This is a genomic window from Motiliproteus sp. MSK22-1, from assembly GCF_001968815.1.
Classification (GTDB): Bacteria; Pseudomonadota; Gammaproteobacteria; order Pseudomonadales; family Balneatricaceae; genus Motiliproteus.
The window spans coordinates 242,795-267,317 of the sequence record NZ_MIEQ01000044.1; the positions used below are offsets into that span (position 1 = coordinate 242,795).

A 24,523-nucleotide genomic window follows, 5' to 3' on the forward strand; every position below is an offset into this window, starting at 1 on the left:
ATCGGAATGCGATCACAAAAGCCTGTTGCACTGGCGACTGCTTTTAGCGGCCGCAAAGGACACTTTCTCTGCCTGCTCGCCGGACTGATAGCGCCACTGGGGTTTGCTCCGTTCAACCTCTGGCCCGTTCTATTGGTGTCCGGCATTATGTTGCTGTTCTCTTTAGAGGGCATCAGCACAAAAACGGCGGCTTTTAGAGGCTGGTTGTACGGCGTTGGCTTTTTTGGCACTGGAGTGTCATGGGTTTACGTTAGTATTCATCAGCACGGCTCAGCTCCTCCTTGGCTCGCAGGCTCTCTGACTCTTATCTTTGCTGCAGGACTGGCACTGTTTTTCGCACTCCATATCGCTGCCTATCAATATATTGCTCTTAAATCAGCCCATAAGCATCAGTGGATGGTATTGCTTTCCTTCCCAGCTGTATGGGTTATAGCAGAGTGGTTTCGGTCCTGGTTCTTGACGGGGTTTCCCTGGATTTATCTGGGTTACGGCCCCATTGATACCTGGTTGGCCGGATGGGCTCCAGTGACCGGCATATACGGTTTAAGCTTTTTTATGGCGTTGGCAACCAGTGCTATCTATCTTCAATTAAAAAGACCAGGCAAAACCCTGCGCTCTGTAGCGCTGATCTGTCTTATTCTTCCTTTATTACTTGGATGGGGATTAAACCAGAAAAACTGGACCAGCCCCAAAACAAACGGAAACCTGAGCATTGCGATAATTCAGGGAAATACACCTCAAAACTTAAAATGGAAACCAAGTCAACGAGCTAAGATATTACAGAGCTACGTAACCCCAAGTCTTAACCTGCTGGATAAAGACTTGATTATTTGGCCCGAAACAGCCATCCCCCAGCTATTTGACTCAGCACATCCAGTTCTGCGCCCTTTAGAAAATTTACTGAAAGAAAGTAATACAGGCCTGATTACAGGCGTGCCCTCTCGGCAAAGGACAAACGACCGTACCCGCTATTTCAATTCTGTCGTGGGACTTGCAACGGCCTCTGGAATCTATCACAAGCAACGATTGGTTCCATTCGGTGAGTATGTGCCATTAGAAAATACATTAAGAGGATTGATAGCGTTTTTTGACCTGCCAATGTCCAGCTTTAGCCTTGGACCAGAGCACCAATCTCCCATTACCCTGGAAAACGGACAATCTCTTTCACCGTTTATTTGTTATGAAATTGTTTATCCTGATCTGGTGTCAGCAAGTGCACGATACGCAGACTACATACTGACAGTCAGCAACGACAGCTGGTTCGGAGACAGCTTTGCTCCCCACCAACATCTGCAGATGGCCAGGATGAGAGCTATCGAAAACGGTCGCTATCTGCTGAGAGCAACCAATAACGGCGTCTCCGCTATCGTGGCACCAGATGGACAAGTAATAAGCCAAACGAAGCAATTCGTAGCGACCGTTTTGAGTTCAGAGGTCAGGGCAATGGAAGGAATGACACCCTTTAGTCGCTTTGGCTCAATGCCGATATTACTGGTATGCGTAATACTATTGGCAGGGCTGATATTTCAGCGTCGTATGACAACAAGAGCAGCAGATCAAACGTCCACCTGACTCAGGTACTCTACTGGGGAATTATTTTTTATAAGAAAGCTTAACTCTCGGGTATTCGCCTGGGACAGCGAACACCCTGATCTCAATGATAGCCAGTACAACAAAAGCACCAGGAAAACCAGCCATCAGGAAACTGATATCCAAAAAGCTGTCATTATTAACAAGAAATCAAAGACGACTGTCCCTATGAAAATAATGGGAATTGCACTGATGACAAGGCTCAATAACGGCTGTCTTTGTAAGCTGAACCAAAGAACCACAGTCCAGGCATCTTAGAGTTCCGACCCCGCTGACTTCACCGGCAATATAATCCTCTGGTCCATGCTCCAGCAGCTGATTGAGTTCAACCTGCTCTACACGGGTCTTATCAGCCATGCCCTTAAGCATATCGACGATACGCTGCTCCAAAATATTAAGATCAAACTTCAGCCAAGAAGCAACCCCTTCTCCTGTTTTGTGAGCATAGTAGCCCAGGTCTTTAAGATCCCGTTTAAGATAAGCTTGTAACAGGTTAAGCTCATCCTTCGTCATTTCTTCGGCAGCCAGCTCAACCTCTGCTGCTTCTTCTATTTTCTTCTTGATAAATGGCCAGGACTTCTCTTCAAACCCTTCCAGGGCCAAATAAACCCGTTCCAACAGCCGATTGTAGACCGCTGGCGCATTCTTCGAATGTTCAATATTTTTTGCTTGCTCAATCCCGTTTTCATCAGAACTAGCGTTTTCAATCTCTCGATCGTCATTCATATAAGCGCTCCTGTAGGGCCAAAATCCATATTACCTTGTTTATAGCGCTAATGATCCCTATCTGTCACTACCCTTCTATTGTATCCTAGTCGCAGTTTTTTCAAATTCTTTTGACTGTAATTGTAGCAACCGGGAAAATGTCCGATTTGCTCGCTACGCGTAGACTTATTTAGGCAGAAACAGAGGCATGATGAACGAACAGTACCAGCCCCAGAAGCTCGAAGCACAAGCACAGGCTCACTGGGAGGAAAACCAGAGTTTTAAGGTAGAAGAAGACTCCAATAAGGAGAAGTTCTATTGCCTGTCCATGTTCCCCTATCCAAGCGGTCGACTGCATATGGGACATGTCCGAAACTATACAATCGGTGATGTAATTACCCGTTACCAGCGAATGAAGGGCAAAAACGTTCTTCAACCCATGGGGTGGGATGCCTTTGGTCTGCCAGCAGAAAACGCCGCAATAAAGAACAATGTGCCCCCAGCAAACTGGACTTACGAAAACATTGATTACATGAAGAACCAGCTCAAATCGCTGGGTTTTGGCTATGACTGGGATCGAGAGCTGGCCACCTGCCACCCCCAATATTATCGCTGGGAGCAGTGGTTCTTTACCAAGTTAATGAAAAAGGGTCTGATCTACAAAAAGGAATCCGAAGTAAACTGGGATCCGGTCGATCAGACTGTGCTTGCCAATGAACAGGTGATTGACGGCCGTGGCTGGAGATCAGGAGCCGTTGTTGAACGAAAGAAAATTCCTCAATGGTTTTTGAAAATAACAGACTATGCCGATCAGCTACTGGCAGATCTGGATGGCCTGGAAGACTGGCCTGAACAGGTTCGCACCATGCAGCGTAACTGGGTCGGCCGTTCAGAAGGAGTCGAGGTTAAATTCCACGTAGTCGGTAATTTTGATTTCAATGATAGTGGAGATTTGGAAGTTTTCACCACTCGCCCAGATACTCTACTGGGAGTGACCTATGTTGCGGTGGCCGCTCAACATCCATTAGCCCTGAAAGCAGCCGAGAAAAACCCAGAAATTGCCTCTTTTATTAACGAGTGCAAGAACGTCAAGATGGCCGAAGCAGACATGGCCACCATGGAAAAGAAAGGAATGGACCTGGGCATCGAAGCCATTCACCCACTGACAGGCCAGAAGGTTCCGGTCTGGACTGCCAACTTTGTATTGATGGACTACGGTTCAGGAGCTGTCATGGCGGTTCCCGGTCATGATCAGCGGGATTGGGAGTTTGCCAAAAAATATGGCCTTGAGATAAAGCAGGTTATTCGCCCTCAGGACCCGACAGTTGAAGTAGATCTCGAAGAAGCCGCTTACACCGAAAAGGGAGTACTGGTTAACTCCGGCGACTATAGCGACCTGGAGTTTGACGTTGCCTTCAAGATGATTGCATCGGACCTTGAAGGCAATGGCCAGGGGCGTACTACCGTCAATTACCGGCTAAGAGATTGGGGCGTATCCCGTCAGCGTTACTGGGGCGCACCAATTCCGGTCATAAACTGTCCTGCTTGCGGCCCATTACCGACACCGGAAGATCAACTGCCTGTTCTGCTGCCTGAGGATGTAACCGTTGATGGTGTGGGTTCGCCCATCAAGAAAATGGAAAGCTTTATTAATACCGTCTGCCCGGAATGCGGTGGCGCGGCAGAACGCGAGACAGATACTTTTGATACGTTCATGGAATCAAGCTGGTATTACGCTCGATATGCCTGCCGCACAACCGTTGATGCCATGCTTGATCCAGATAAAGCAAACTACTGGTTACCGGTTGATCAATATATCGGTGGCATCGAACATGCCATTCTGCACTTACTCTATTCCCGCTTCTTCCACAAACTGCTAAGGGACGAAGGGCTGGTTGAGTCAGACGAACCCTATAAAAGACTGCTGTGTCAGGGAATGGTACTGGCTGAAACCTATTACCGGGAAGATGCCAACGGTGGCCAGGAATGGATATCTCCCACTGATGTAAAAGTTGAGACTGATGAAAAGGGCCAGGTTGTCCAGGCTGTTCACAAAGACGACGGCGAACCAGTGATTCACACGGGCATGTCAAAAATGTCCAAGTCCAAGAATAACGGTATCGATCCACAGTTAATGATTGATCGCTTCGGTGCTGATACCGTGCGCTTGTTCATGATGTTTGCAGCTCCTCCTGAGCAATCTCTTGAATGGTCTGACAGTGGCGTAGAAGGGGCTCACCGTTATTTACGCAGACTCTGGAAACTTGTTTATGATCATACGAAAACAGCTTCCTCTGATGAAAAGACAATTTCAGCTGCTAATCTGAAGGCCACTGATCTGAATGAAAAACAGCTGGAGGTTCGTCGCAAAATTCATGAAAGCATAGCCAAGGTCAGTGACGATATTGAACGCCGCCATACCTTCAACACCGCAATTGCTGCTGTTATGGAGCTGACCAATACCATCAGTCGCTTTATTGATGTCAGCAACGAAGGACGTTCGGTCACTCAGGAAGCGCTGGAAGCTGCAGTATTATTACTTTCTCCAATCACTCCCCATATCTGTCATGAACTCTGGAGAGCTCTAGGGAATGATAATGACGCACTTTCCGCGCCCTGGCCCAAAGTCGATGAATCGGCACTTGTACGCTCTTCCATAGAAGTTGTTGTTCAGGTTAACGGTAAATTAAGAGCCAGAATTCAGGTTCCTGCAGATGCTGATCGCGACCACGTGCAACAGGCAGCATTGGCGGACGAAAACGTTGCTCGCTTCACCTATGAAAAAACTATTCGTAAGGTCATTGTTGTCCCCAATAAACTGGTCAACATTGTGGTTGGCGGATAAATAAATTGTGGTTAGCAGATAAATAACAGGAAAATGAGTAGCAAGCCCGAAAGTTGTCGGGCCTGCTGCTGCCAGAAGGCAACATATGTTGAAAAGACTAAGTATTTGTGCCACAGCCCTTTTATGCGTATTGCTGAGCGCCTGTGGATTCAAACTAAGAGGAGACGTTGAGGTACCGGAAACCCTGCAACGTGTATATCTCAGTGTTAGCCATGAAACAGCTACGGTGAAATCTGTAAAACGCTTGTTAAGAGGGAATGGCATTGAGATGGTTAGCGTACCGGAGGCTGCACCTTACCAGCTACAGATTTTATCGGAATCCAGTGAGCGAAGAGCAGCGACACTGAACTCCCGCGCAAAAACTGAAGAATATGAGCTACGCTCAACGCTTCAGTTCCAGATTCTCGACAAAGATAAAAAGCCGGTTCTGACACCAGAAATGCTGATAACAGAGCAGGTTTATACTTTTGACGAGAACAATGTTAATGCCAAAGACGCTGAAGAGGCCCTTTTACGCCGCGAAATGAGAGACGACCTTGCACGTCAGCTGGTCCGACGATATCTGGGACTCGCTGCGCGGAAGAATTAAAGGAGTTTTCTTGAAGTTACCTCCGGAGCAATTGGGCACACACCTTAAACAACGCAAAGCAGGCTTGCTGCCAGTCTATCTGTTGAGTGGTGACGAGCCTCTTTTGGTACAGGAAGCTGGCGACCAGTTAAGGCAAACAGCGCGGGCCCTGGGGTTTGACGAACGTGAAGTTATGCATGCCGATAATAGCTTCCAGTGGGAGGAACTGCTAGACCGAACCAGCAGTCTCTCATTATTTTCTGAAAAATTACTCATAGAACTGCATATCCCTAACGGCAAACCTGGTCCCAAGGGAACAGAGATCCTCAACCTTTGCCTTCAATCCCCTTCTCCAGATACTCTGATATTAATCTTCTGCCCTAAGCTTGATGCCAATACTCAAAAATCAAAATGGTACAAAACTGTTGATAAAGCCGGTGCAACACTGGCCTTCTGGCCCGTCGAAATAGAGCGATTACCCGCCTGGATCCAGAACCGCTTTCAGCGAGCTAATATTCAGATTACAGCCGATGCTGTTCAGCTACTGACAGAACGTGTAGAGGGTAATCTTTTGGCGGCAAGTCAGGAAATTGAAAAACTCCAATTACTCTACCCAGAACAGCCAATCACTGAAGAAGAAATTATTTCCAGTGTTGCCGACAACTCCCGTTATGATTTGTTTACGCTTGCAGATACTGCGCTTCGGGGAGATTCCAACCGTTGTCTTAAAATCTTACAGGGACTTAAATCAGAGGGAACTGACGCAACGTTGATCCTCTGGGCTCTCAGTCGTGATCTGCGAACCCTTGTAAGCCTGAATCATGAATCGGGTTCCGGAAGCCTATCAGAAGCTCAGTTTAAAAAGCATCGGATCTGGGGAAAACGAAAAGGATTAATCAATAAAGCCCTGCGCCGTCTTTCCACTAAACGACTCACGTCTTTACTACAGCGCTGTAGCGAGGTGGATCAGGCGATTAAAGGTGTTAAACACCAATCTCCATGGATATTGTTAACCGATATCACCATCGAGATGGCGGGTGGCATAAGGTAACCTCCAGCTGTTTACCCGTTTCTGTATATTCCTTCAGTCAGCGACAAATCCACTTGTGTCAGCAGTGAAGCCTTCGCTCGGAGCAAATATATTGACTTAGCTCAATATCCGACAGAACGTATACTGCTCCAGATCAACACTAAACTATATGTGTGGTGCTATGTTAGGTATTGGGAAAATTCATTCTTATAAACTTAAAGCTATGAAATCTGAACGAGGATTTACGTTAGTAGAGCTGATGGTGACAGTTATTGTAGTCGCCGTTTTGGCTGGTATTGTCGCCCCTAGCTATGAGCAGTTTGTAAAAGACAACCGACTATCCAGTCAAATTAACTCACTTATCGGCTCATTGCATTTCGCACGAAGTGAAGCAACCCTGAGACGAAGCATCGTCACTATGTGCGCGAGCACTGATACTTCCAGCTGCAACACTGTTAACTGGGAACAAGGCTGGATTGTTTTTACCGATGCTAGCAATAATGGCAATGCCGTTGTAGATGGAACAGACGAATTACTTCGCTTTCAGGAGAAGCTAGATGGTGGGAATATCCTTCGAACATCCGGGTTCAGTTTCGCAACAGACGGTCAACTCTCATTTGCACCTACTGGTTTTATGCGTACAGGTACGACCAGTTCTGCCACAGCAGGCACGTTTACCCTATGTGATGACCGCGGCTCTGAGGAAGCTCGAGGAGTGATATTAACAATAGCCGGAGCATCCAGGCTAGCGGTCGATGAAAATGGAAACGGTCGCCGCGACAATCATGACGGAGGGGGCAACAGCCTTTTGTGTCCATGAAAAAACATACCATTAGGAAAGGCAAACTAAGAACGAACCAAGGTTTCAGTATGTTGGAAGTGCTTATTAGCCTTGTATTACTAACCAGTGTTTTACTCGGCGCCACGGCAATGCAATTAACCAGCTTACAGAACAATCGAGGGGCTTTCTATCGTTCGCAAGCAAGCATAATAGCCGCAGATATTGCAGATCGAATCAGGGTTAACTCATCTTATGCAGCTAGCTCAATGGCAGCTTACAGTTTTAATAGTGTTTCATCTGCCATCCCAGCAAATGGCAATTGCATCACAGCAGAAGAAGGCTGCACCGCAGCAAGTCTCGCTCAACAGGATCTTAGAGAGTGGGCAGAAAACTTTTCTGATGTTGCCGGTGTTGGAAATGATAACTCAAACTACACTGCCTTATTACCTGGCGGATCGGGCTCAGTAACAGCTAGCGGAGCTATTTATATGGTGCAAGTAAACTGGACAGAACTCGATTGGAATATAACAACTGATACAAACAAAGCGCTCACCACAAAGAGTTTCACACTGGATTTCTCTTTGTAGGACTAGACATATGACACTCAAGAAGCAACAAGGATTATCACTAATAGAGCTAATGGTAGCTTTAGCTGTTAGTTCATTTTTGATGCTGGGCGTTTTTGAGATATTTATCGGTAGTAGCTCCAATGATCGAATTGCAAAAAGTTTCGCACGGATTCAAGAAAATGGTCGTATAGCACTGGAGCTAATGGGTCGAAATATTCGTATGGCGGGCTCTCAGGGACTAAATGCAGGCACTCAACCTTTAAGCGACGGTATTAATGGCTTCGAAATAGGACATCAGAGTTGGTCAACCAGACCGACGGAGTTAAACACGATATCGGGAGTTCTAAACGGCACCGACGTCATTTACATCAAGTTTATAGATGCAAGTGGTAGTGCAAATAACCTTGCTTACTACGTCAAGGATACAGGACGTAACAACGACAATGGCAAGGATGTTTACGCTCTTTACCAATTTGATCAGACAACAGGCAGCGAACAAGAACTGGTAGAGGGCATCGAACAACTACAGATCACTTATGGGCAGTTATTAAAAACCGGCAATATTCGATTCGTTCCAGTCGATGATGCCAACATGGACTTTGAATACAGCGAGAATGAAAAAGGAGTAGTTGCGGTCAGATTTTCCATTTTAGTGGCAGGAAACTCTCCTGTGCTGCAAGCAAATGATAACTCCACTTACGCTCTGGCAGGTACTTATGTAGCACCCGCTGGCACGGGAGGGGCTGAAGCAACCCACCCGGTCGATCGCTACTTGAGACGCGTATTTTCCAGCACGGTATATCTGAGGAACTACGAGTGAATGCCCAAAGATATAAGATAATTGCGACAAAAACTCAGCCCCGTTTTAACCGTCCGAAAAATATTGGACAGCGCCAACAGGGAATGATTTTGGTGGTATGCATGCTCGTTGTATTGGTGGTAACACTAATCGTTGTCAGTGGAACAAGCACGTCCTCCCTGGAGGAGCAAGCCGCAACAAACGCGCAAACGTATAACCGAACTTTTCAAGCAGCTGAAAGTGGAATATCTGTTGCCATCGATGATCAGGATATGATGAACGAAGCACTTGACGATAACACGACCTGTACCTCAAGCACCGCTTCTGTTCAGACAACAACACCTGGCGTTACTGCAACAGTCCAACTTACGTTTATTGATCGCAACCACTCAGACGGAGATGAGATAGGTACATATGTAGCCTTCAGATTTGATTCAGTTGGCACTGGTGAAATGGTTGACATGAAAAGTGCCACGACTATCCGACAAGGATTTAATCGGCGCGTCCCAACCGGTGACAACAACACAAAGGTGCCAACCTGCTAAGCAGTGGAGATAATCATGACCAGTTATCGTAAGTCTCAGATGAAAGCAGTTCTATGGAGCTTCCTGGCAACCGTAGTTGTATGTACGCCTGCCTGGGCGGACGATACCGAAATTTATTTTGGCGGTACCACCACCAGTGTGACGGTCAAGCCCAATGTCCTTTTTGTTTTAGACACTTCGGGCTCAATGACAAGCACAGATGGGGGAAGTACCACCCGCCTGGCCAGAATGAAGGAAGCATTAACAAATATTCTGAATAGCGCCCAGGATATCAACGTCGGTTTAATGCGATTTACAAACCCGGGAGGTCCTGTTTTATATCCTGTCAGCTATATCGACGAAGAAATAACTTCCGATAGCCAACAAACAGCAATCACTGGTGTTCTTGCGTCAGCCATTAGCTCAGGTGATGATGACGTAGAAGAAGACAATAGTGGTGTCGTAACTATGGATTCGACAACGTTGGATATGGCGACCATCACCACTTCAGCCAGCACCACTGATGTTAGCGTACGAGTTAGCAGTGGTAACGACGATGCCGAAGAAAAAGTCAGTAATGGTGATATGAACCGCACCAGCACTGATTTAGAACTAATGCATGAATCGAGTGAACAAATAGTCGGTATCCGTTTCGATAGCGTAGACATCCCAGTTGGATCCACCATTGTCAGCGCAAAAATAACCTTTGAAATTGATGAAGAACACTCTGAATCCAGTGACGATGTAAGCATTCGTATTTCAGCACAGGATTCTGACGATCCGGTTAGTTTTGGTAGCAGTGACAATAATATTTCCGGCTCAGGCAGGCCTAAAACCACTGCTAATACTTCCTGGACAATCACGACAAGCCCGGCTGTTAATAATGACTTGATTACCCCTGATCTCACCTCTCTGGTTCAGGAAGTTGTAGACCGTAGCGGCTGGGCTCCCAACAACGCTATGGTATTTATACTGGAGCACATCAGCGGCGACGGCGTACGCTGGGTGGAATCGTACAATGGTGAGAGCGGATCAGCCCCCTTACTGGAGATTACCTATGAGTCAGGTACCAGTGGCACCACCAATCAAACTACCGGACTGCGATTCTCCGACCTCGCTATTCCTCAGGGCGCTACAATAACCTCGGCAAGTATCAGTTTCACAGCAGAAGGAGCAACCAGTGATCCAACCTCTCTTGTTATTCACGCAGAAGCCGCTGATCAAAGTAGTGGATTTAGTGCTACTCCAAATGATGTAACCGGTCGTACAACAACGACGGCATCCGTTGGATGGAATACGATGGGCCCTTGGACCGGAAATGCCTCTTACCAGTCCCCGGACCTGACGAATATTGTCCAGGAAATCGTTGATCGTTCAGGCTGGTGCGGCGGCAACAGCATGAATTTTATTATCAGCGGTTCCGGCTTGAGATCAGCTAAAAGTTATGAAAACTCTCCTAGTGAGGCCCCTACTCTGAGCATAACTTTCGATCCTGACAGCAACCCCACTGGTTGCGTTAATCAGGAATATAGTGTGCGTGTCAGTCAGAGTTCAGATGATGCGGAACAAATTGGTAGTTCAGTTAATTTAACCAGTAGCGACTTGGAGTTGGTCACTGATGGTAGCAGTAACCAGACTATTGGTATTAGATTCAACAACCTACAATTAAATCAGGGAACAGTTCTTTCTACGGCTTACCTTGAACTGGCAGTAGATGAAACAGGCTCGACAGAAAGCACTAGCCTGACCATTAAAGCTGAAGACACTGATAATTCAGTTACGTTTAACACCAGCACGACCATTAGTAGCAGGTCAACTACAAGTGCCAGCATAAGTTGGGATATCACCGAGCAATGGAGCACAGAACACGAGCTCAAGCGAAGTCCGAATATTGCTTCCCTGATAAATGAGATAGTTGGGCGTAGCGGCTGGGAAGCCGGAAACAGTCTTACACTTATCATAACTGGCAGCGGCAAACGCGTTGTTGAATCCTATGACGGCAGTAGCCTGGCTCCCCGGATAGTTTATTACGCCAGCCCTTCCGCGGTTCCGGAAAACACCAACACAGTAAGAAGCGAGCTGATTACCATTGTTAACGATTTAGATCATAAGAGCGGTACACCTATTGTCGATACCCTGTATGAAGCAGCTCTCTACTATCGCGGTGATGCTGTCGACTACGGAAAAACCCGAGGCTCCGGCAGTGGCACTCGAGCGGAAACACGAGTATCTCATCCAGGTTCGTATACAGGCGGCACACTAGTGCAACCGACCGGATGTACAAGCGAAAACCTAGGCTCTTCAAGCTGTGTGGATGAAGAGATTACGGGTAATCCTGTCTATAAATCACCAATAACGGAGTCCTGTCAGTCTAACCATATTGTTCTTCTAACGGATGGTTATGCCAGTGTTAATACCTCCGCTAGCAAAGTAAGAACTCTGACTGGAGATGCTTCCTGTATCGACTCCGGTTCAGCAGCATGTGGTCCTGAGATTGTCCGCTTTTTGCGAAATGTTGACCAATTGTCCATGAATGACGATCAAAAAATTGTTACTCATACGATAGGCTTTAACTTCTCAGACCAGTGGTTACGGGATTTAGCTGAAACATATGGCGGTGGAGGTTTTTATGAGGCTAACTCAGCTACAGAGCTTACAACAGCATTCGATACTATTATCAAGTCTATACTGGCTACTAATTCAACCTTCGCCAAGGCCGCAGTAACCGCCAGCCAGTACAGCCGATTCTATCATCGAGACGATATCTATTTTGCACTGTTCAAGCCACAGGAAACGGCCAAATGGCTCGGTAATCTAAAACGTTACAAGCTGACTCCTGATGCTGAAATCTACGATAACAGCCTGACACCCAAGCCAGCTGTAGATCCAGACTCAGGCTTTTTCGCAGATAATAGCCAAAGCTTCTGGGTTGACGACGACAGCGCTGACGGTGATAGCGGCATCGATGAGGATGATGCTCGCCCAGATGGCGGAGATATAACAAAGGGCGGCGCTGCTCATCGACTGCCCAGCACTCGAAAACTGTTTACGAATATCGCAGGCTCAAATCTGAATGTTACCAATAACCTCCTGCACGAGGACAACACTGGTAACCTTACTAAGGCTGTCTTGGGGATTGATGCCCAATCAGATGAATACAGAACGGATCTGCTGCAATGGGCTCGCGGGCTGGATAGTGCCGATGAAAAACGTAATCAAATGGGTGATGTGTTGCATAGTCAACCCATAATTCTTACCTATGATTCAACCCCAACAACTCCAGATAGCACAATCTACTTCGGTAGCAATGAAGGCTACCTACACGCTGTTAACGCAGACACTGGTGTTGAACAATTTGCATTTATCCCACAGGAATTATTGCCAAATTTAAATACCTATTTCTCCAACCAGGCTGTTGATCCTCGTCCCTACGGTATTGATGGAAGCATTGTTGCCTGGACTAATGACGATGCCGGAGATGGTGATCTTTCTGATACCAATGACTTTGCCTACATCTATTTCGGCATGCGCCGAGGCGGGAGGAACTACTACGCACTGGACGTAACTGACCGGAACAACCCAACTGTACTGTGGCAGATAAACGGCGGCAGTGGAGATTTTGCAGAACTGGGTCAAACCTGGTCAACTCCGGTTAAAACAAAGGTTAAACTTAATGGCGTCTCAACTGATGTGCTGATATTCGGTGGAGGGTACGATGACAACCAGGATGATGTTACCGTGCGAACACCCGACAATATGGGAAATGCTATATTCATGGTTAATGCGGAAACAGGCGCATTAGTATGGTCTGCTGGAAATAACAGTTCGCATGACTTGGTACTTTCAAGCATGGACTACAGCATTCCGTCAGATTTACGAATGATTGATGTAGATTTCGATGATCATGTTGACCAGCTGTACGTAGGCGATATGGGCGGCCAAATCTGGCGCTTTGATATCAACAGTGGTGCAACATCGGCGAGCAACCTTGTGAACGGGGCAGCGATAGCAAATCTGGCAGAATCCGGCACCACAGCAAATAATCGCCGTTTCTACAACGCACTTAGTTTGTCCTATGTGCTCGAGGGAACGCATCGCTACCTCGCCCTCTCCGTTGGTTCTGGATTCCGGGCACATCCACTCAACACGTCCATTGAAGATCGTTTTTACATGATAAAGCTGACAGACGCTTTCACTGCACCAACAACCTATCCTTCATACACGGAAGATGACCTTTATGATGCAACAGACAACCTGATCACTGAAGGCACCGACGAAGAACAGACTGCTGCTGAAACGGCTTTGTCCAACTCCGCTACTGATCGTAAACAGGGATGGTACATCAGACTCGGAACCAGTGGTGAGAAAGTCCTTGCTAAAGCCCTTACCGTAAACAATCAGATAGTATTTACCACCTATGAACCAACACCATCATCATTAGGCACGTGCCAGGCGACCCAAGGAACAAATAGGATCTACGTGACCAGTCTGTTTGATGCGACACCGAAAATTGATCAGGATGAAGATACAGCCATGACAGGATCAGATCGCTCCAAAGAAATAGTGACTGTAGGTTTCGGTGGAGCACCGACAGTTATGGCTGGGGAACAAAACAGTAATCTTTACACTGGTGCTGTCTCTCATTCCGATATAGATCTTGGTCCTGATTCCATAAGAACCTACTGGATGGAGGAGAATGAATAGTGCAAATGTGCAAAAGCCCTGCAACAAAGCTCCGTGCACAAGGATTTACACTGATGGAATTAATGGTGGCAATGGCTATTATTGCGATCCTTTCCGCTATAGCGTACCCAAGCTATACCAGTATGCTGGTTAACAATCGGCGCTTAGAGGCACAAGGAGCTTTGATGGGGTTTGTCACTGCTATGGAACGTTATCGCGCTGATAACAGCACCTATGTCAGCGCAGCAGTTGGAACGGTATACCCGGCTCAGGCACCGATTGACTCTGGGGATAAGTTCTATGATTTAAGCATCACTTCTCAAGCAGGCTCCAGCTATATCTTAAGAGCAACACCGATCAACAACACCAGCCAGGAAGATGATGGTTATCTGGAAATAACCTCTACGGGCATAAAGCGATGGGATAAAGATAACAGCGGTTCAACAAACAGCAGTGAGAACACCTGGGATGACTAAGAGACAGGCTTAGCCGCCCGTCTCCTGGAAAAGATAATATCAAGGGGCAAGAAGGAGACTAGGAAACCTTTTCACCATGGGCCTGCTTATCGGCATGATAAGAGGAGCGTACAAGCGGGCCACTTGCCACATGCTTAAAACCAAGTTCTTTTGCAACTCTCGCATACTCATCGAATTCATCCGGATGAACGAATCGCTCGACCGCCAAGTGGTCCCGACTGGGTTGCAGGTACTGGCCGATGGTAATCATATCCACATCATGAGCCCGAAGATCCTTCAGTACTTCAATTATCTCTTCGTTGCTTTCGCCCAGCCCGACCATTAATCCTGATTTAGTTGTGACCTCAGGGCAACGTTCCTTGAATTTCTTCAGCAGGTCTAATGACCACTGGTAATCAGAACCTGGACGAATCTTTTTATAAAGCCGGGGAACAGACTCCAGATTATGGTTAAAGACGTCTGGCGGCGACACAGCCAAAGCATCCAGAGCTACGTCCATCCGCCCACGAAAATCAGGAACCAGCGTTTCCAGCTCAATGGTGTCACAGCGTGCACGGGTCTCAGCAACGCAATTAGCAAAGTGCGATGCACCTCCATCACGCAGGTCATCACGATCTACAGAGGTAATAACCACATATTTCAAGCCCATATCCGTAATCGCTTTAGCAAGCTCTTTGGGTTCGTTTTCATCAAGAGCATTGGGGCGGCCATGCGCCACATCACAGAATGGACAACGACGGGTACAAATATCCCCCATGATCATAAAGGTGGCAGTGCCATTGCTAAAGCATTCGCCAAGGTTTGGACAGCTTGCCTCTTCGCATACAGAGGCAAGTTTATGCTTTCGCAGTTGTTGCTTGATGCCATTGACCTTAGCGGAAGAACCCAGACGCACTTTTAGCCAAGAAGGCTTCTTTTGCAGGTCTTCTTTCTCGGTGGGAATAACTTTGATCGGGATACGGGAAACTTTATCTGCGCCGCGTAACTTAACGCCCTGCTCAGCACGACGATTTTTAGCGCTATTCTTCGGAGAAGTTTCTCGCAGATTCTGTTCTGTAGGAGTGTGATCTGAAGAGTGTGACATTCGAGGGTTAATCCAGCTGCTGCTTTTCAATGACGGCATTATAACCCAATCGATGGGTCAAGTATTCCAACAGATGTCGACTGATTTCATCCATTGTCGCTTTTTCAGCCAGCTGCTTGACCTGCACCATCTGTAAACCGGGGTACCCACAGGGGTTGATGCGCTGAAACGGAGCTATATCCATATCAACATTGAGTGCTAATCCGTGAAAACTGCACCCTCTTCTAACTCTTAGTCCTAGCGAAGCTAACTTATCTTCTTTAACATAGACTCCCGGTGCATCTGCTTTAGGATAAGCTTCAACAGCATAAAGCTTCATCACATGAACGATAGATTCTTCCATTAGCGTGACAAGCTCACGAACTCCAATTTTTAACCGCTTAAGGTTTAGCAGCAAATAAACAATAAGCTGTCCCGGGCCGTGATAGGTAACCTGTCCTCCCCTATCCACTTTGACTACCGGAATATCCCCAGGTGCCAACAGATGTTCTTCCTTACCCGCCTGCCCCTGTGTAAATACCGGCTCATGCTCCAGCAACCAGATCTCGTCCGACGTATCTGAATCACGGCTGTCAGTAAACTGCTGCATTGCCGCCAATATTGGCATATAAGGCTGCAAACCTAATTGTCGTACGATCAGTTCAGAAGACATAACTGTAGAACCCATCAAATCACCATCTGTACACGGCCCGTAGCCATCAGGTCTTGATGAATAGCTTTCAGCTGGTTTACCCCGGTGGCAGTAATCCGAACTCTGACAGAAATGAACTTACCATTACGGCTCGGGTTTTCACTCAGTGTTTTCTGATCAAAGTCTGCTACATGCTTTTGCAGAATCTCGACCACCAGATCCTGAAAACCCGGTCCAGACCGACCAATTACCTTAATTGAGTAGTCAGGACAGGGGAATTCGATCTTCGGTGGTTCTTGTTTACTCATAACCGTTTACTCGTAACCATTTTCCAAAAAAGGGTGCTTATCTTCCGGCACAACCCGTTAATACAGAATTGTATCATCCGAGACTTAAAACGATGAACACCGGACCAACTCGCAGGTTATTCCGGTACCCTATTTTATTCTGCCACTGCATGGTACTGTCACAACTAATTGCAAGCATCAAACAACTGCTTTTCAAAGCATTGATACAGTTCAGCCATCCGCCTCCAAAGAGGCCCCGGTTGACCATTGGCAACAGCCTGACCGTCAATTTGCAATACAGGTATAACTCCTCGCGTTGAACTACTGATCCAGACCTCTTCTGCCCTGTGCAGACAGGAAGCCGGGAGATTCTTTTCCTGCCAATCGATATTGTTAGCGGAGGCCAGCTCCAACAGAAGATTTCGTGTAGTGCCGCCGAGTATCAGCTCGTTCGTTGCAGGAGTAAAAATAGTACGGTCCTGAATTACAAACAGATTAGAGGAAGAACCTTCTGTCAGGTAGCCATCTCGAACCATCAGTGCTTCCTGTGCACCGGATTCCAAAGCCTGCTGAATTGCCATTATGTTTCCGAGCAGCCCGGTGGTTTTTATCTCACAATGACGCCATCGAATATCTTCAGTCGTTATCGCATGAATACCTTTCACCAGATCAAGGTTTCCTTCTAACGCAACCGCTATCGGATAACTGAAAATTACAACGGTTGGTACCAGGGGAGTTTGACAAACCACTCTTCGCTGAGTGTCGGCACCACGGGTAATTTGTAAATACACCGCTCTGTTTCCACCGCCATTACGCTGAACGACTTCTGAACAGAGGGCCGCAAAGTCCAGATTCAACTCCATCTTCACAACTCTCATACCTTCTTTCAGCCGCTCAAGGTGCTCCTCTAAACGAAACCCTATGCCATGATAGAAAGGTATGACTTCGTAAAGGCTGTCAGAAAACAAAAACCCCCGATCAAAGATAGAGACTCTGGCCTCTTCAGCAGGGACAAATTCACCATTAAGATAAACGATACCGCTCATCAATTAGGCCTTTTCTTAGTGGACAGGGTTTAGTATGAAGGAAAATGAAGGTGACGTGAAACCCCTGCCGAATTCCCTTGACAGAATCCGGCACAGAGCACGCTTTTAACAGTTAACCGATCAGGCCAAGGAAAAACAGTACAATACTGTGCCAAATACGCTTAATCAATCCTGCTGGTTCTACCGATTCAAGCGCGACTACAGGACTATCCAGCAAGGTTTCACCATTCAGAGATATATTGATAGAACCATAACGAGCACCTTCAACGACAGGAGCAGTAATCGTTTTATCCAGATCAAGCGATACGGACAACGCTTTACTCTGCCCGCGTGGAATAGTAATAGCTACAGGCTCTACCGTGCCGAGCTGAATATTGTCTTTCAAGCCTGCCCATACTTTTGCCTGATTCAGAACTTCTCCGGCTTTGTATAGCTCCAAAGACTCGTAGTATCTGAACCCGTAGGCTAATAACTTTTGACTTTCCTGAGCCCGGGATTCTTCGCTTCGGGTACCCATCACAACAGAAATCAACCGCATCCCTTTTCGCTTGGCCGAGGTAACCAAACAATAGCCTGCAGCATCTGTGTGGCCGGTTTTCAGGCCATCAACACTCTTATCACGCCAAAGCAGCTTATTGCGATTTGGCTGTCGTATTTTGTTATAGGTAAAGTACTTCTCAGAGTAAGTTCCATAATGATCGGGAAAACCCTTAATAATCGCACGGGCCAGCAACGCCAGATCAGCAGCAGAAGTGTAGTGACCTTCAGCAGGCAACCCTGTAGCGTTAATAAAATGACTGTTCTGCATTCCCAATAATTGGGCATGTTGATTCATCAGGTCAGCAAAAGCACCTTCGCTGCCTGCTACATGTTCTGCCATGGCAACACTGGCGTCATTTCCGGATTGAATGATTATTCCCTTTAAAAGATCAGAAACTTTGACCTGAGTACCCTCACGAATAAACATTCGAGAACCCGGTGTCCGCCACGCTTTTTCGCTCACTAACGCCAAATCATCCACTCCTATATTTCCCTTGCCTATCTCATAAGCAGAAATATAACTGGTCATCAATTTGGTCAGACTGGCAGGAGGAATCCGCTTATTCTCGTTATTCGCAACAAGCACCTTGCCGGTATCAGCATCTATTAGAATATATGCTGTCGCCGCCAACTTTGGCGCCGCAGGTATCAATACAGGCGCAGCAAACAACTGTGCACTAAAAAAACAAAGAACAAGGAACGAGTTAAAAGCAGTAGCGATTTTTTTCATTAGCGTTTTATCAGTAACTGTGAATTTTGGTATACGATTGAAAAAGACTGTGGATTCTAACACTGATTTACCAGAGAAATAGCTCTATCTCTTCTGGCATTCAGTTCCAGTTAGATAATCTGCCCATAAATTGACAACCGCTTAGTCAAAGTGCAAGCGATTAGCCCAGCCTCTCTATCAACTCAAACGACCCGTGATGTATCTATAATTATTTGACCTGTCTATTCATCTAGAAACAGCCAACCATCCTGACATACGTTCCATCAAGCATCTCAGGGGAAATTGATCAAACGAAAATCTGCAAAACCGGCAGAGCGCAATGCCGAGAAAACCTCCTCCATGGGGCTACTTTTTTCCACTGGTCCCATCTGAACACGATAAACAGGATTAGTTCCTTCCCGTTTTCTGATCAATACCTGAAGCCCCTTATCCAGGGATTCCAATTGGGTTTTAACAGTTTGCGCCGCAGCCCAACTGGAGTAGGCGCCAACCTGAATATACTGTCTTGTGGAACCGCTTGCAGCAAATTGAGAAGCTTCTTTAACAGGTGCACCTAACCCCGGTTGAGCCTCTGTCACCAGCTGGCTTACAGAATAGCCTTGTGGATTGATGGCTTCAACTTCCACCCTCGCAGTTCCCTTTTTAAGCATATTGAGCTTGTATGCAGCGGCATAAGAGAGATCAATCAGTCTTGAGCCATGAAATGGCCCACGATCATTAACCCGAACAACAACAGAACGGTTATTGTCCAGATTGGTTACCCTGACGTAGCTTGGCAGAGGAAGCGACTTATGGGCAGCAGACATCCCGTACATATCATAAATTTCACCGTTTGAGGTCTTATGTCCATGGAATTTTTTTCCGTACCAGGAGGCGGTCCCCTGCTGGCGATATCCTTCGCTGCTGGGCATCACATAGTATCGCTTGCCCCAAACTTCATAGGGGCTTTTATTGCCACCACGGCTTCGTGGTTCAAGCCGGGGTACAGCGTCAGCAACCTTGGACAAGTCCACCTGCTTATCGGGACCACGATCCTGACTGATGCTATAGCGACTACTCGACTTGGAACCAGAACCGGAACATCCTGCCAATAACGCCAAAACCAAGATCGCTAACGATAATTTTAAATAACTCAAACTAAATCCTGGACTCATGACTTGGTTAGGGTGTTATCTTTTCGAACAGCTTTAGTTTCTGTGTTTTTGGTGGATTCAACGGAATCAGAAGCCGAAGTGCCAACTGCCGCGGTGTTAGTTTTGCTGGAAGTCGAATTCGCTTTGGTGTGAGCCGCCAGGATTTCCTGGCTCAACTGATGAACAGCCATAGCATAAAGCCGGCTATGGTTATAGCGAGTGATGACATAAAAGTTGTGTAGTCCCAGCCAATGCTCGGTCTTACTTCCTGTATGCATTTTCATTGCAGTGGCAACACTTGAATCCGGTATAGAGTTTTTCTCTTTGGCAACAACTCCAGACTTTTTCCAATCCGCCAAGGTTATTTTCGGCTTTAATTGCTGGTTAAACAGACTCTTGTCAACCTCCGTCGTCAACTTCGCAGGGAAGGTCACAGGCTCTCCGGACTTCCAGCCATGACTGCGGAAGTAATTGGCGACGCTCCCTATCGCGTCAACCGGGTTATTGAGTATATCCCTCTGACCATCACCATCAAAATCTACTGCATAGTGGCGATAACTGCTGGGTATAAACTGTCCATATCCCATTGCACCGGCATAAGAACCCTTAATTTTTGAACTTTCCAGATTTTCTTCCTTTATCAGATATAGCAATTCCTTCAGCTGTCCCGAAAAGAACTTGGCTCTCGGGGGGTAGTCAAATGCCAACGTTGCCAATGCATCCAGTACTCGATACTTACCTGCGTGACGGCCATAGCGAGTTTCTACGCCTATGATAGCTACAATAATTTCTGGCGATACCCCGTATTTCTCGCTTGCTCGATTTAAAGCTTCCTGTTGCTTATCCCAGAACTCCACCCCTTGTGTTACTCGTTTTTTTCCAAGAAAGATTTTTCGATACTTGCCCCAGTCAAGCCTTCTCTCTGCCGGTCTCGAAATAGCTTTAAGGATCGATTCCTGACGGTGGGCATCGTTTATCAAGCTTTCTACATAGGCGCGGTCAAAGCCCTCGTTGACCATCTCATCAACAAAGAGCTTGGCTTTAGGATTCTGTGAATAACTGGTGTCACTAAATGCCTGAGCAGGGGATAAAGACAACAAGACCGCCAGAGCAGGCACTATAGCCCGTAGCTGCAATTTCAACCCCAGAGAATGAAAAGTCATTGAGCATATCCCATTACAAATTTATACATGACAAAAACGTTAATACTATCGTTAAACCTGAAAATACCGTTAAACCTGAAAATACCGTTAAACCTGGCAATACCGTTAAATCTGGACAATACCGTTCAGCCATAGCGCTACCGCGTGACCATGGAACGATGTGTATGAATAGACATTATAATTCCAAAACCGGCTAACAGAGTGACTATCGAAGTACCTCCAAAACTGACAAGAGGCAACGGTACGCCAACAACCGGTAATATTCCACTCACCATACCAAAATTAACGAACACATATACAAAGAAAGTTAACGTCAGACTTCCCGCCAGCAACCGGCCAAAAGTGTCCTGAGCATGAGTCGCAATATAAAGCCCCCGGGCGATAACACACAGATAGATCGCCAACAGGGCAAGCACTCCCACCAAACCCAGCTCTTCCGCCAGAACTGCAAGGATAAAATCCGTGTGGCTCTCGGGCAAAAAGTCCAACTGTGACTGGGTACCATTCAACCAGCCCTTACCATCAATACCCCCTGAACCTATAGCTGTCTTGGCCTGAATAATATTCCACCCCGACCCCAATGGATCACTTTCCGGATCCAGGAAAGTCAATACTCTCTGGCGCTGGTAGTCTCTCATCCCCATCCATAGAAGCGGACCGCAAGCAGTAGCAACAGCGCTGGCACCAAATATGTACCGCCAACGAATACCAGACAATAACAAAACAAAAACACCAGAGGAACCAATTAACAGAGAAGTCCCCAGATCCGGCTGTTTAGCAATTAACAATACGGGAATAGCAATGAGCATCAAGACAATGACGACATTACGAAGGCTAGGAGGCAGCGGTTTTTCAGCGAAAAACCAAGCCAGGGTCATAGGCACTATCAATTTCATGATTTCCGAAGGTTGAAATCGTGGCAATCCGGGAAACGCAATCCAGCGCTGAGCCCCCTTGGCCCCTACCCCAAATAACAATACGGCAACTAATAATCCGACCCCTCCTACAAACAGCCAGGGCGCCCATCGTCGGAAATGACGTGGGTTCAGCCAGGCTGCTGCAATCATCACTGAAAATGCAACGCCGTAGCGAACCAACTGTTTCTGAAATGAAGCCGCGCTTTGCCCGGAAGCACTGTAATACACAAACAGCCCATAGCCAGCCAGTATCAGCAACAGAATCAATAAAATGGCATCCACATGGGTGTAGGACCACAGGCTTCGCTCACGTTGAAAGTGATTTGAAGCATCGGGTAATACACGCTGAAAGTCACTATGGCTCAACCGATTCGATCTCCACCTCTGAAATTATCACTACTCCCCCCCACCTACATCAGCAATGGCTTCGTCATCAGAAGAGTGCCCGAGCAAATAAGTGTCAAATACCTTTCGCGCCACAGGTGCTGCCGCGCTGCTGCCACCACCGGTATTTTCTACAATCACCGACAACACAATCTTTGGAGACTCAACCGGAGCAAAACCAATAAACAATGCATGATCACGATTTTTTTCTGACAGTGCTTCAGCGTCGTATCTTTCATCTTGCTTGATACCAACAACCTGTGCAGTTCCCGTCTTGCCTGCGATACGGTATTTAAGTCCTTTACCGATCCGTCTAGCCGTACCGTTGCTGGCATGAATGACCTTTTCCATCGATTCAGTCATGTAATCCCAGTATTCATCTTTGGTTAACTTAACATCCGGTAATTGTTTTTCCGGCGGAACATCAACGACAAAGCTGTCATCATTGGCTATTGTCTGTAGCATTCGGGGTGCCCACCATTTACCTCTATTTGCCAGCGTCATGGCAGCCGTAGCCAACTGCAACGGTGTTGCCACCATAAATCCCTGTCCGATACTGAGATTCAACGAGTCTCCCGGATACCAGGGACGGTTTCTGGATCGTTTTTTCCATTCTCTGGAGGGGAGAATCGCACCATGAGCTTCAGGAAGATCTACACTGGTCACTTTGCCAAAACCAAACCGTCCAAGATAATCTGACATAGGATCAATACCCATTCGATGACCAACATCGTAAAAGTAAGTATCAACCGACTCGGTAATAGCCTTGCTGAGATCAACCTTTCCATGCCCCCACCTTTTCCAATCCCTGTATTTTCGTCCCCCACGGGTAATCTGGTAAAAACCCGGATCAAACATCGTGTAATCAAGCTTAACCGTACCGGAATCGACCGCTGCGATACCCACAAAAGGTTTAAGTGTTGATGCCGGTGGATAACGACCTCGGATGGCTCGGTTAAACAATGGTAAATCACTGGAGTTTTGTAATGCACGATAGTCTTTACCACTGATGCCTGTCACAAAAGAATTAGGGTCATAACCTGGCGTGCTTACAAGCGCTAAGATACCTCCGGTATTTGGGTCCATTGCTACAACAGCTCCCCGGCTTTCCCCCAGTGCTTTTTCAGCGGCCAGCTGCAAATTAAGATCCAGATATAGGTGAAGATCCTTTCCGGGAACCGGACTCTCTCGCTCTAGAACCCTCAAAACCCGACCGCGGGCATTGGTTTCAACTTTCTGCATACCCACCTGACCGTGGAGAACATCTTCGTAGTACTTTTCCACTCCAAGCTTTCCGATATGGTGAGTACCACTATAATTGTGTGCATCAATCCGCTTCAGCTCACGCTCATTAATCCTGCCAACATATCCCAATGCGTGGACCAGAGATTTTCCGTAAGGGTAATAGCGAATCAGCTCGGCCTCTACCCGAACCCCCGGAAGACGGTGGAAATCCACCGCAATACGAGCGATTTCTTCATCGTTAAGTTTGAATTTCAGGGGCACTGACTGATAAGGACGGCGACGCTGATTTAAGCGCCTTTTAAAGCGTACGATATCATCATCGTTAATATCGACTACTTCAGCTAACCGCGCAATAACGCCATCAAGGTCCTGAACCAATTCCTTAATCAGCGTCAGGTTATGGCTGGGACGATTATCGGCAAGAAGCACACCATTTCGGTCATAGATCAGGCCTCTGGTTGGTGCCACAGGCTGGAGCTGCACTCGATTCAGATCAGATTTTACTCGGTAAGTATCGTATTGCAGCACCTGTAAATAGAACATACGGGCAACTAAACCAAGCATCATTAACACAACTAAACAAAACGCAATTAGAGTGCGAAAAGTAAACGTCCGCCGCTCTTTGTGATGATCTTTCAGTGCTGTGGTATGTCTCATTGCCGCCGTTGCTTATTATATGACCGGGTTATTACTGTCCCGCTGAGTGCCAGGTGATTCCAGGCTGTTGTACAGCAAGTCTCACTCCACCAATACTTATTTATACCTTTATCTCAATACTTATTCATAACAGTGC

Annotated in this window: 20 protein-coding genes; 10 read left to right on the top strand and 10 right to left on the bottom strand. The window is 46.9% G+C overall.

Annotated features, from left to right (window positions below):
• Window positions 1-6: 6 nt before the first annotated feature.
• Window positions 7-1,572, top strand: a complete 1,566-nt coding sequence (gene lnt / locus BGP75_RS11680) for an apolipoprotein N-acyltransferase (protein WP_076718787.1) — start codon at window positions 7-9, stop codon at window positions 1,570-1,572.
• 168 nt (window positions 1,573-1,740) lie between these two features.
• Here the strand turns inward: lnt and BGP75_RS11685 are convergent, their stop codons facing one another.
• Window positions 1,741-2,316, bottom strand: coding sequence for a zinc ribbon-containing protein (locus tag BGP75_RS11685; RefSeq protein ID WP_083704768.1), 576 nt, complete (start codon window positions 2,314-2,316; stop codon window positions 1,741-1,743).
• Window positions 2,317-2,506: 190 nt separating this feature from the next.
• Here BGP75_RS11685 and leuS point away from each other — a divergent pair, with 190 nt between their 5' ends.
• The 9 genes from leuS (at window position 2,507) to BGP75_RS11730 (ending at window position 14,570) form a co-directional block, all read left to right on the top strand.
• Window positions 2,507-5,140 (top strand): leucine--tRNA ligase, encoded by a 2,634-nt coding sequence (gene leuS, locus BGP75_RS11690; protein ID WP_076719295.1) that lies wholly within the window; start codon window positions 2,507-2,509, stop codon window positions 5,138-5,140.
• An 85-nt stretch (window positions 5,141-5,225) separates the two neighbouring features.
• The gene (gene lptE / locus BGP75_RS11695) at window positions 5,226-5,729 is read left to right on the top strand and encodes an LPS assembly lipoprotein LptE (protein ID WP_076718788.1); all 504 of its coding nucleotides are present in this window, start codon (window positions 5,226-5,228) and stop codon (window positions 5,727-5,729) included.
• A gap of 10 nt (window positions 5,730-5,739) precedes the next feature.
• Window positions 5,740-6,759, top strand: a complete 1,020-nt coding sequence (gene holA, locus BGP75_RS11700) for a DNA polymerase III subunit delta (RefSeq protein ID WP_076718789.1) — start codon at window positions 5,740-5,742, stop codon at window positions 6,757-6,759.
• A 202-nt stretch (window positions 6,760-6,961) separates the two neighbouring features.
• Entirely contained in the window at window positions 6,962-7,558 is a 597-nt protein-coding gene (locus BGP75_RS11705) for a GspH/FimT family pseudopilin (RefSeq protein ID WP_076719296.1), read from the top strand.
• Entirely contained in the window at window positions 7,555-8,106 is a 552-nt protein-coding gene (gene pilV / locus BGP75_RS11710; protein ID WP_076718790.1) for a type IV pilus modification protein PilV, read from the top strand. Before BGP75_RS11705 ends, pilV begins: the two co-directional genes overlap by 4 nt.
• A 10-nt stretch (window positions 8,107-8,116) precedes the next feature.
• Complete coding sequence (locus BGP75_RS11715) at window positions 8,117-8,908, top strand: PilW family protein (RefSeq protein WP_076718791.1); 792 nt, start codon at window positions 8,117-8,119, stop codon at window positions 8,906-8,908.
• Window positions 8,905-9,432: a PilX N-terminal domain-containing pilus assembly protein gene (locus tag BGP75_RS11720; RefSeq protein ID WP_076718792.1), complete on the top strand. Its 528-nt coding sequence runs from the start codon at window positions 8,905-8,907 to the stop codon at window positions 9,430-9,432. The genes BGP75_RS11715 and BGP75_RS11720 overlap by 4 nt, the downstream gene beginning before the upstream one ends.
• 15 nt (window positions 9,433-9,447) lie before the next feature.
• Window positions 9,448-14,115 (top strand): PilC/PilY family type IV pilus protein, encoded by a 4,668-nt coding sequence (locus BGP75_RS11725; RefSeq protein WP_076718793.1) that lies wholly within the window; start codon window positions 9,448-9,450, stop codon window positions 14,113-14,115.
• A 5-nt stretch (window positions 14,116-14,120) separates the two neighbouring features.
• Window positions 14,121-14,570, top strand: a complete 450-nt coding sequence (locus BGP75_RS11730; protein WP_076719297.1) for a type IV pilin protein — start codon at window positions 14,121-14,123, stop codon at window positions 14,568-14,570.
• 58 nt (window positions 14,571-14,628) lie between these two features.
• Here the strand turns inward: BGP75_RS11730 and lipA are convergent, their stop codons facing one another.
• The 9 genes from lipA to mrdA form a co-directional block, all read right to left on the bottom strand.
• Window positions 14,629-15,654 (bottom strand): lipoyl synthase, encoded by a 1,026-nt coding sequence (lipA, locus tag BGP75_RS11735; RefSeq protein ID WP_083704771.1) that lies wholly within the window; start codon window positions 15,652-15,654, stop codon window positions 14,629-14,631.
• 7 nt (window positions 15,655-15,661) lie between these two features.
• Window positions 15,662-16,321: a lipoyl(octanoyl) transferase LipB gene (gene lipB / locus BGP75_RS11740; RefSeq protein WP_233152913.1), complete on the bottom strand. Its 660-nt coding sequence runs from the start codon at window positions 16,319-16,321 to the stop codon at window positions 15,662-15,664.
• Entirely contained in the window at window positions 16,321-16,593 is a 273-nt protein-coding gene (locus BGP75_RS11745) for a DUF493 family protein (RefSeq protein ID WP_076718794.1), read from the bottom strand. The genes lipB and BGP75_RS11745 overlap by 1 nt, the downstream gene beginning before the upstream one ends.
• 164 nt (window positions 16,594-16,757) lie before the next feature.
• Window positions 16,758-17,618, bottom strand: coding sequence for an aminotransferase class IV (locus BGP75_RS11750; RefSeq protein ID WP_076718795.1), 861 nt, complete (start codon window positions 17,616-17,618; stop codon window positions 16,758-16,760).
• A gap of 112 nt (window positions 17,619-17,730) precedes the next feature.
• The gene (locus tag BGP75_RS11755; protein WP_076718796.1) at window positions 17,731-18,888 is read right to left on the bottom strand and encodes a D-alanyl-D-alanine carboxypeptidase family protein; all 1,158 of its coding nucleotides are present in this window, start codon (window positions 18,886-18,888) and stop codon (window positions 17,731-17,733) included.
• Between the two features lie 272 nt (window positions 18,889-19,160).
• On the bottom strand, window positions 19,161-20,024 hold the full coding sequence (locus BGP75_RS11760) for a septal ring lytic transglycosylase RlpA family protein (RefSeq protein WP_233152914.1): 864 nt from the start codon (window positions 20,022-20,024) through the stop codon (window positions 19,161-19,163).
• A 14-nt stretch (window positions 20,025-20,038) separates the two neighbouring features.
• Window positions 20,039-21,184 carry a lytic murein transglycosylase B gene (mltB, locus tag BGP75_RS11765; protein WP_076718798.1) on the bottom strand — a complete coding sequence of 382 codons (1,146 nt, stop codon included), beginning with the start codon at window positions 21,182-21,184 and terminating at the stop codon, window positions 20,039-20,041.
• 137 nt (window positions 21,185-21,321) lie between these two features.
• Window positions 21,322-22,467 (bottom strand): rod shape-determining protein RodA, encoded by a 1,146-nt coding sequence (rodA, locus tag BGP75_RS11770; RefSeq protein ID WP_076718799.1) that lies wholly within the window; start codon window positions 22,465-22,467, stop codon window positions 21,322-21,324.
• A 30-nt stretch (window positions 22,468-22,497) separates the two neighbouring features.
• Window positions 22,498-24,387: a penicillin-binding protein 2 gene (gene mrdA, locus BGP75_RS11775; RefSeq protein ID WP_076718800.1), complete on the bottom strand. Its 1,890-nt coding sequence runs from the start codon at window positions 24,385-24,387 to the stop codon at window positions 22,498-22,500.
• Between the last annotated feature and the right edge of the window lie 136 nt (window positions 24,388-24,523).

Bases quoted from the DNA above. Each gene is read 5' to 3' on its own strand.
- lnt (WP_076718787.1), top strand. From the start codon at position 7: ATGCGATCACAAAAGCCTGTTGCACTGGCGACTGCTTTTAGCGGCCGC.
- BGP75_RS11685 (WP_083704768.1), bottom strand. From the start codon at position 2,316: ATGAATGACGATCGAGAGATTGAAAACGCTAGTTCTGATGAAAACGGG.
- leuS (WP_076719295.1), top strand. From the start codon at position 2,507: ATGAACGAACAGTACCAGCCCCAGAAGCTCGAAGCACAAGCACAGGCT.
- lptE (WP_076718788.1), top strand. From the start codon at position 5,226: ATGTTGAAAAGACTAAGTATTTGTGCCACAGCCCTTTTATGCGTATTG.
- BGP75_RS11705 (WP_076719296.1), top strand. From the start codon at position 6,962: ATGAAATCTGAACGAGGATTTACGTTAGTAGAGCTGATGGTGACAGTT.
- pilV (WP_076718790.1), top strand. From the start codon at position 7,555: ATGAAAAAACATACCATTAGGAAAGGCAAACTAAGAACGAACCAAGGT.
- BGP75_RS11715 (WP_076718791.1), top strand. From the start codon at position 8,117: ATGACACTCAAGAAGCAACAAGGATTATCACTAATAGAGCTAATGGTA.
- BGP75_RS11725 (WP_076718793.1), top strand. From the start codon at position 9,448: ATGACCAGTTATCGTAAGTCTCAGATGAAAGCAGTTCTATGGAGCTTC.
- BGP75_RS11730 (WP_076719297.1), top strand. From the start codon at position 14,121: ATGTGCAAAAGCCCTGCAACAAAGCTCCGTGCACAAGGATTTACACTG.
- lipA (WP_083704771.1), bottom strand. From the start codon at position 15,654: ATGTCACACTCTTCAGATCACACTCCTACAGAACAGAATCTGCGAGAA.
- lipB (WP_233152913.1), bottom strand. From the start codon at position 16,321: ATGGGTTCTACAGTTATGTCTTCTGAACTGATCGTACGACAATTAGGT.
- BGP75_RS11745 (WP_076718794.1), bottom strand. From the start codon at position 16,593: ATGAGTAAACAAGAACCACCGAAGATCGAATTCCCCTGTCCTGACTAC.
- BGP75_RS11750 (WP_076718795.1), bottom strand. From the start codon at position 17,618: ATGAGCGGTATCGTTTATCTTAATGGTGAATTTGTCCCTGCTGAAGAG.
- BGP75_RS11755 (WP_076718796.1), bottom strand. From the start codon at position 18,888: ATGAAAAAAATCGCTACTGCTTTTAACTCGTTCCTTGTTCTTTGTTTT.
- mltB (WP_076718798.1), bottom strand. From the start codon at position 21,184: ATGACTTTTCATTCTCTGGGGTTGAAATTGCAGCTACGGGCTATAGTG.
- mrdA (WP_076718800.1), bottom strand. From the start codon at position 24,387: ATGAGACATACCACAGCACTGAAAGATCATCACAAAGAGCGGCGGACG.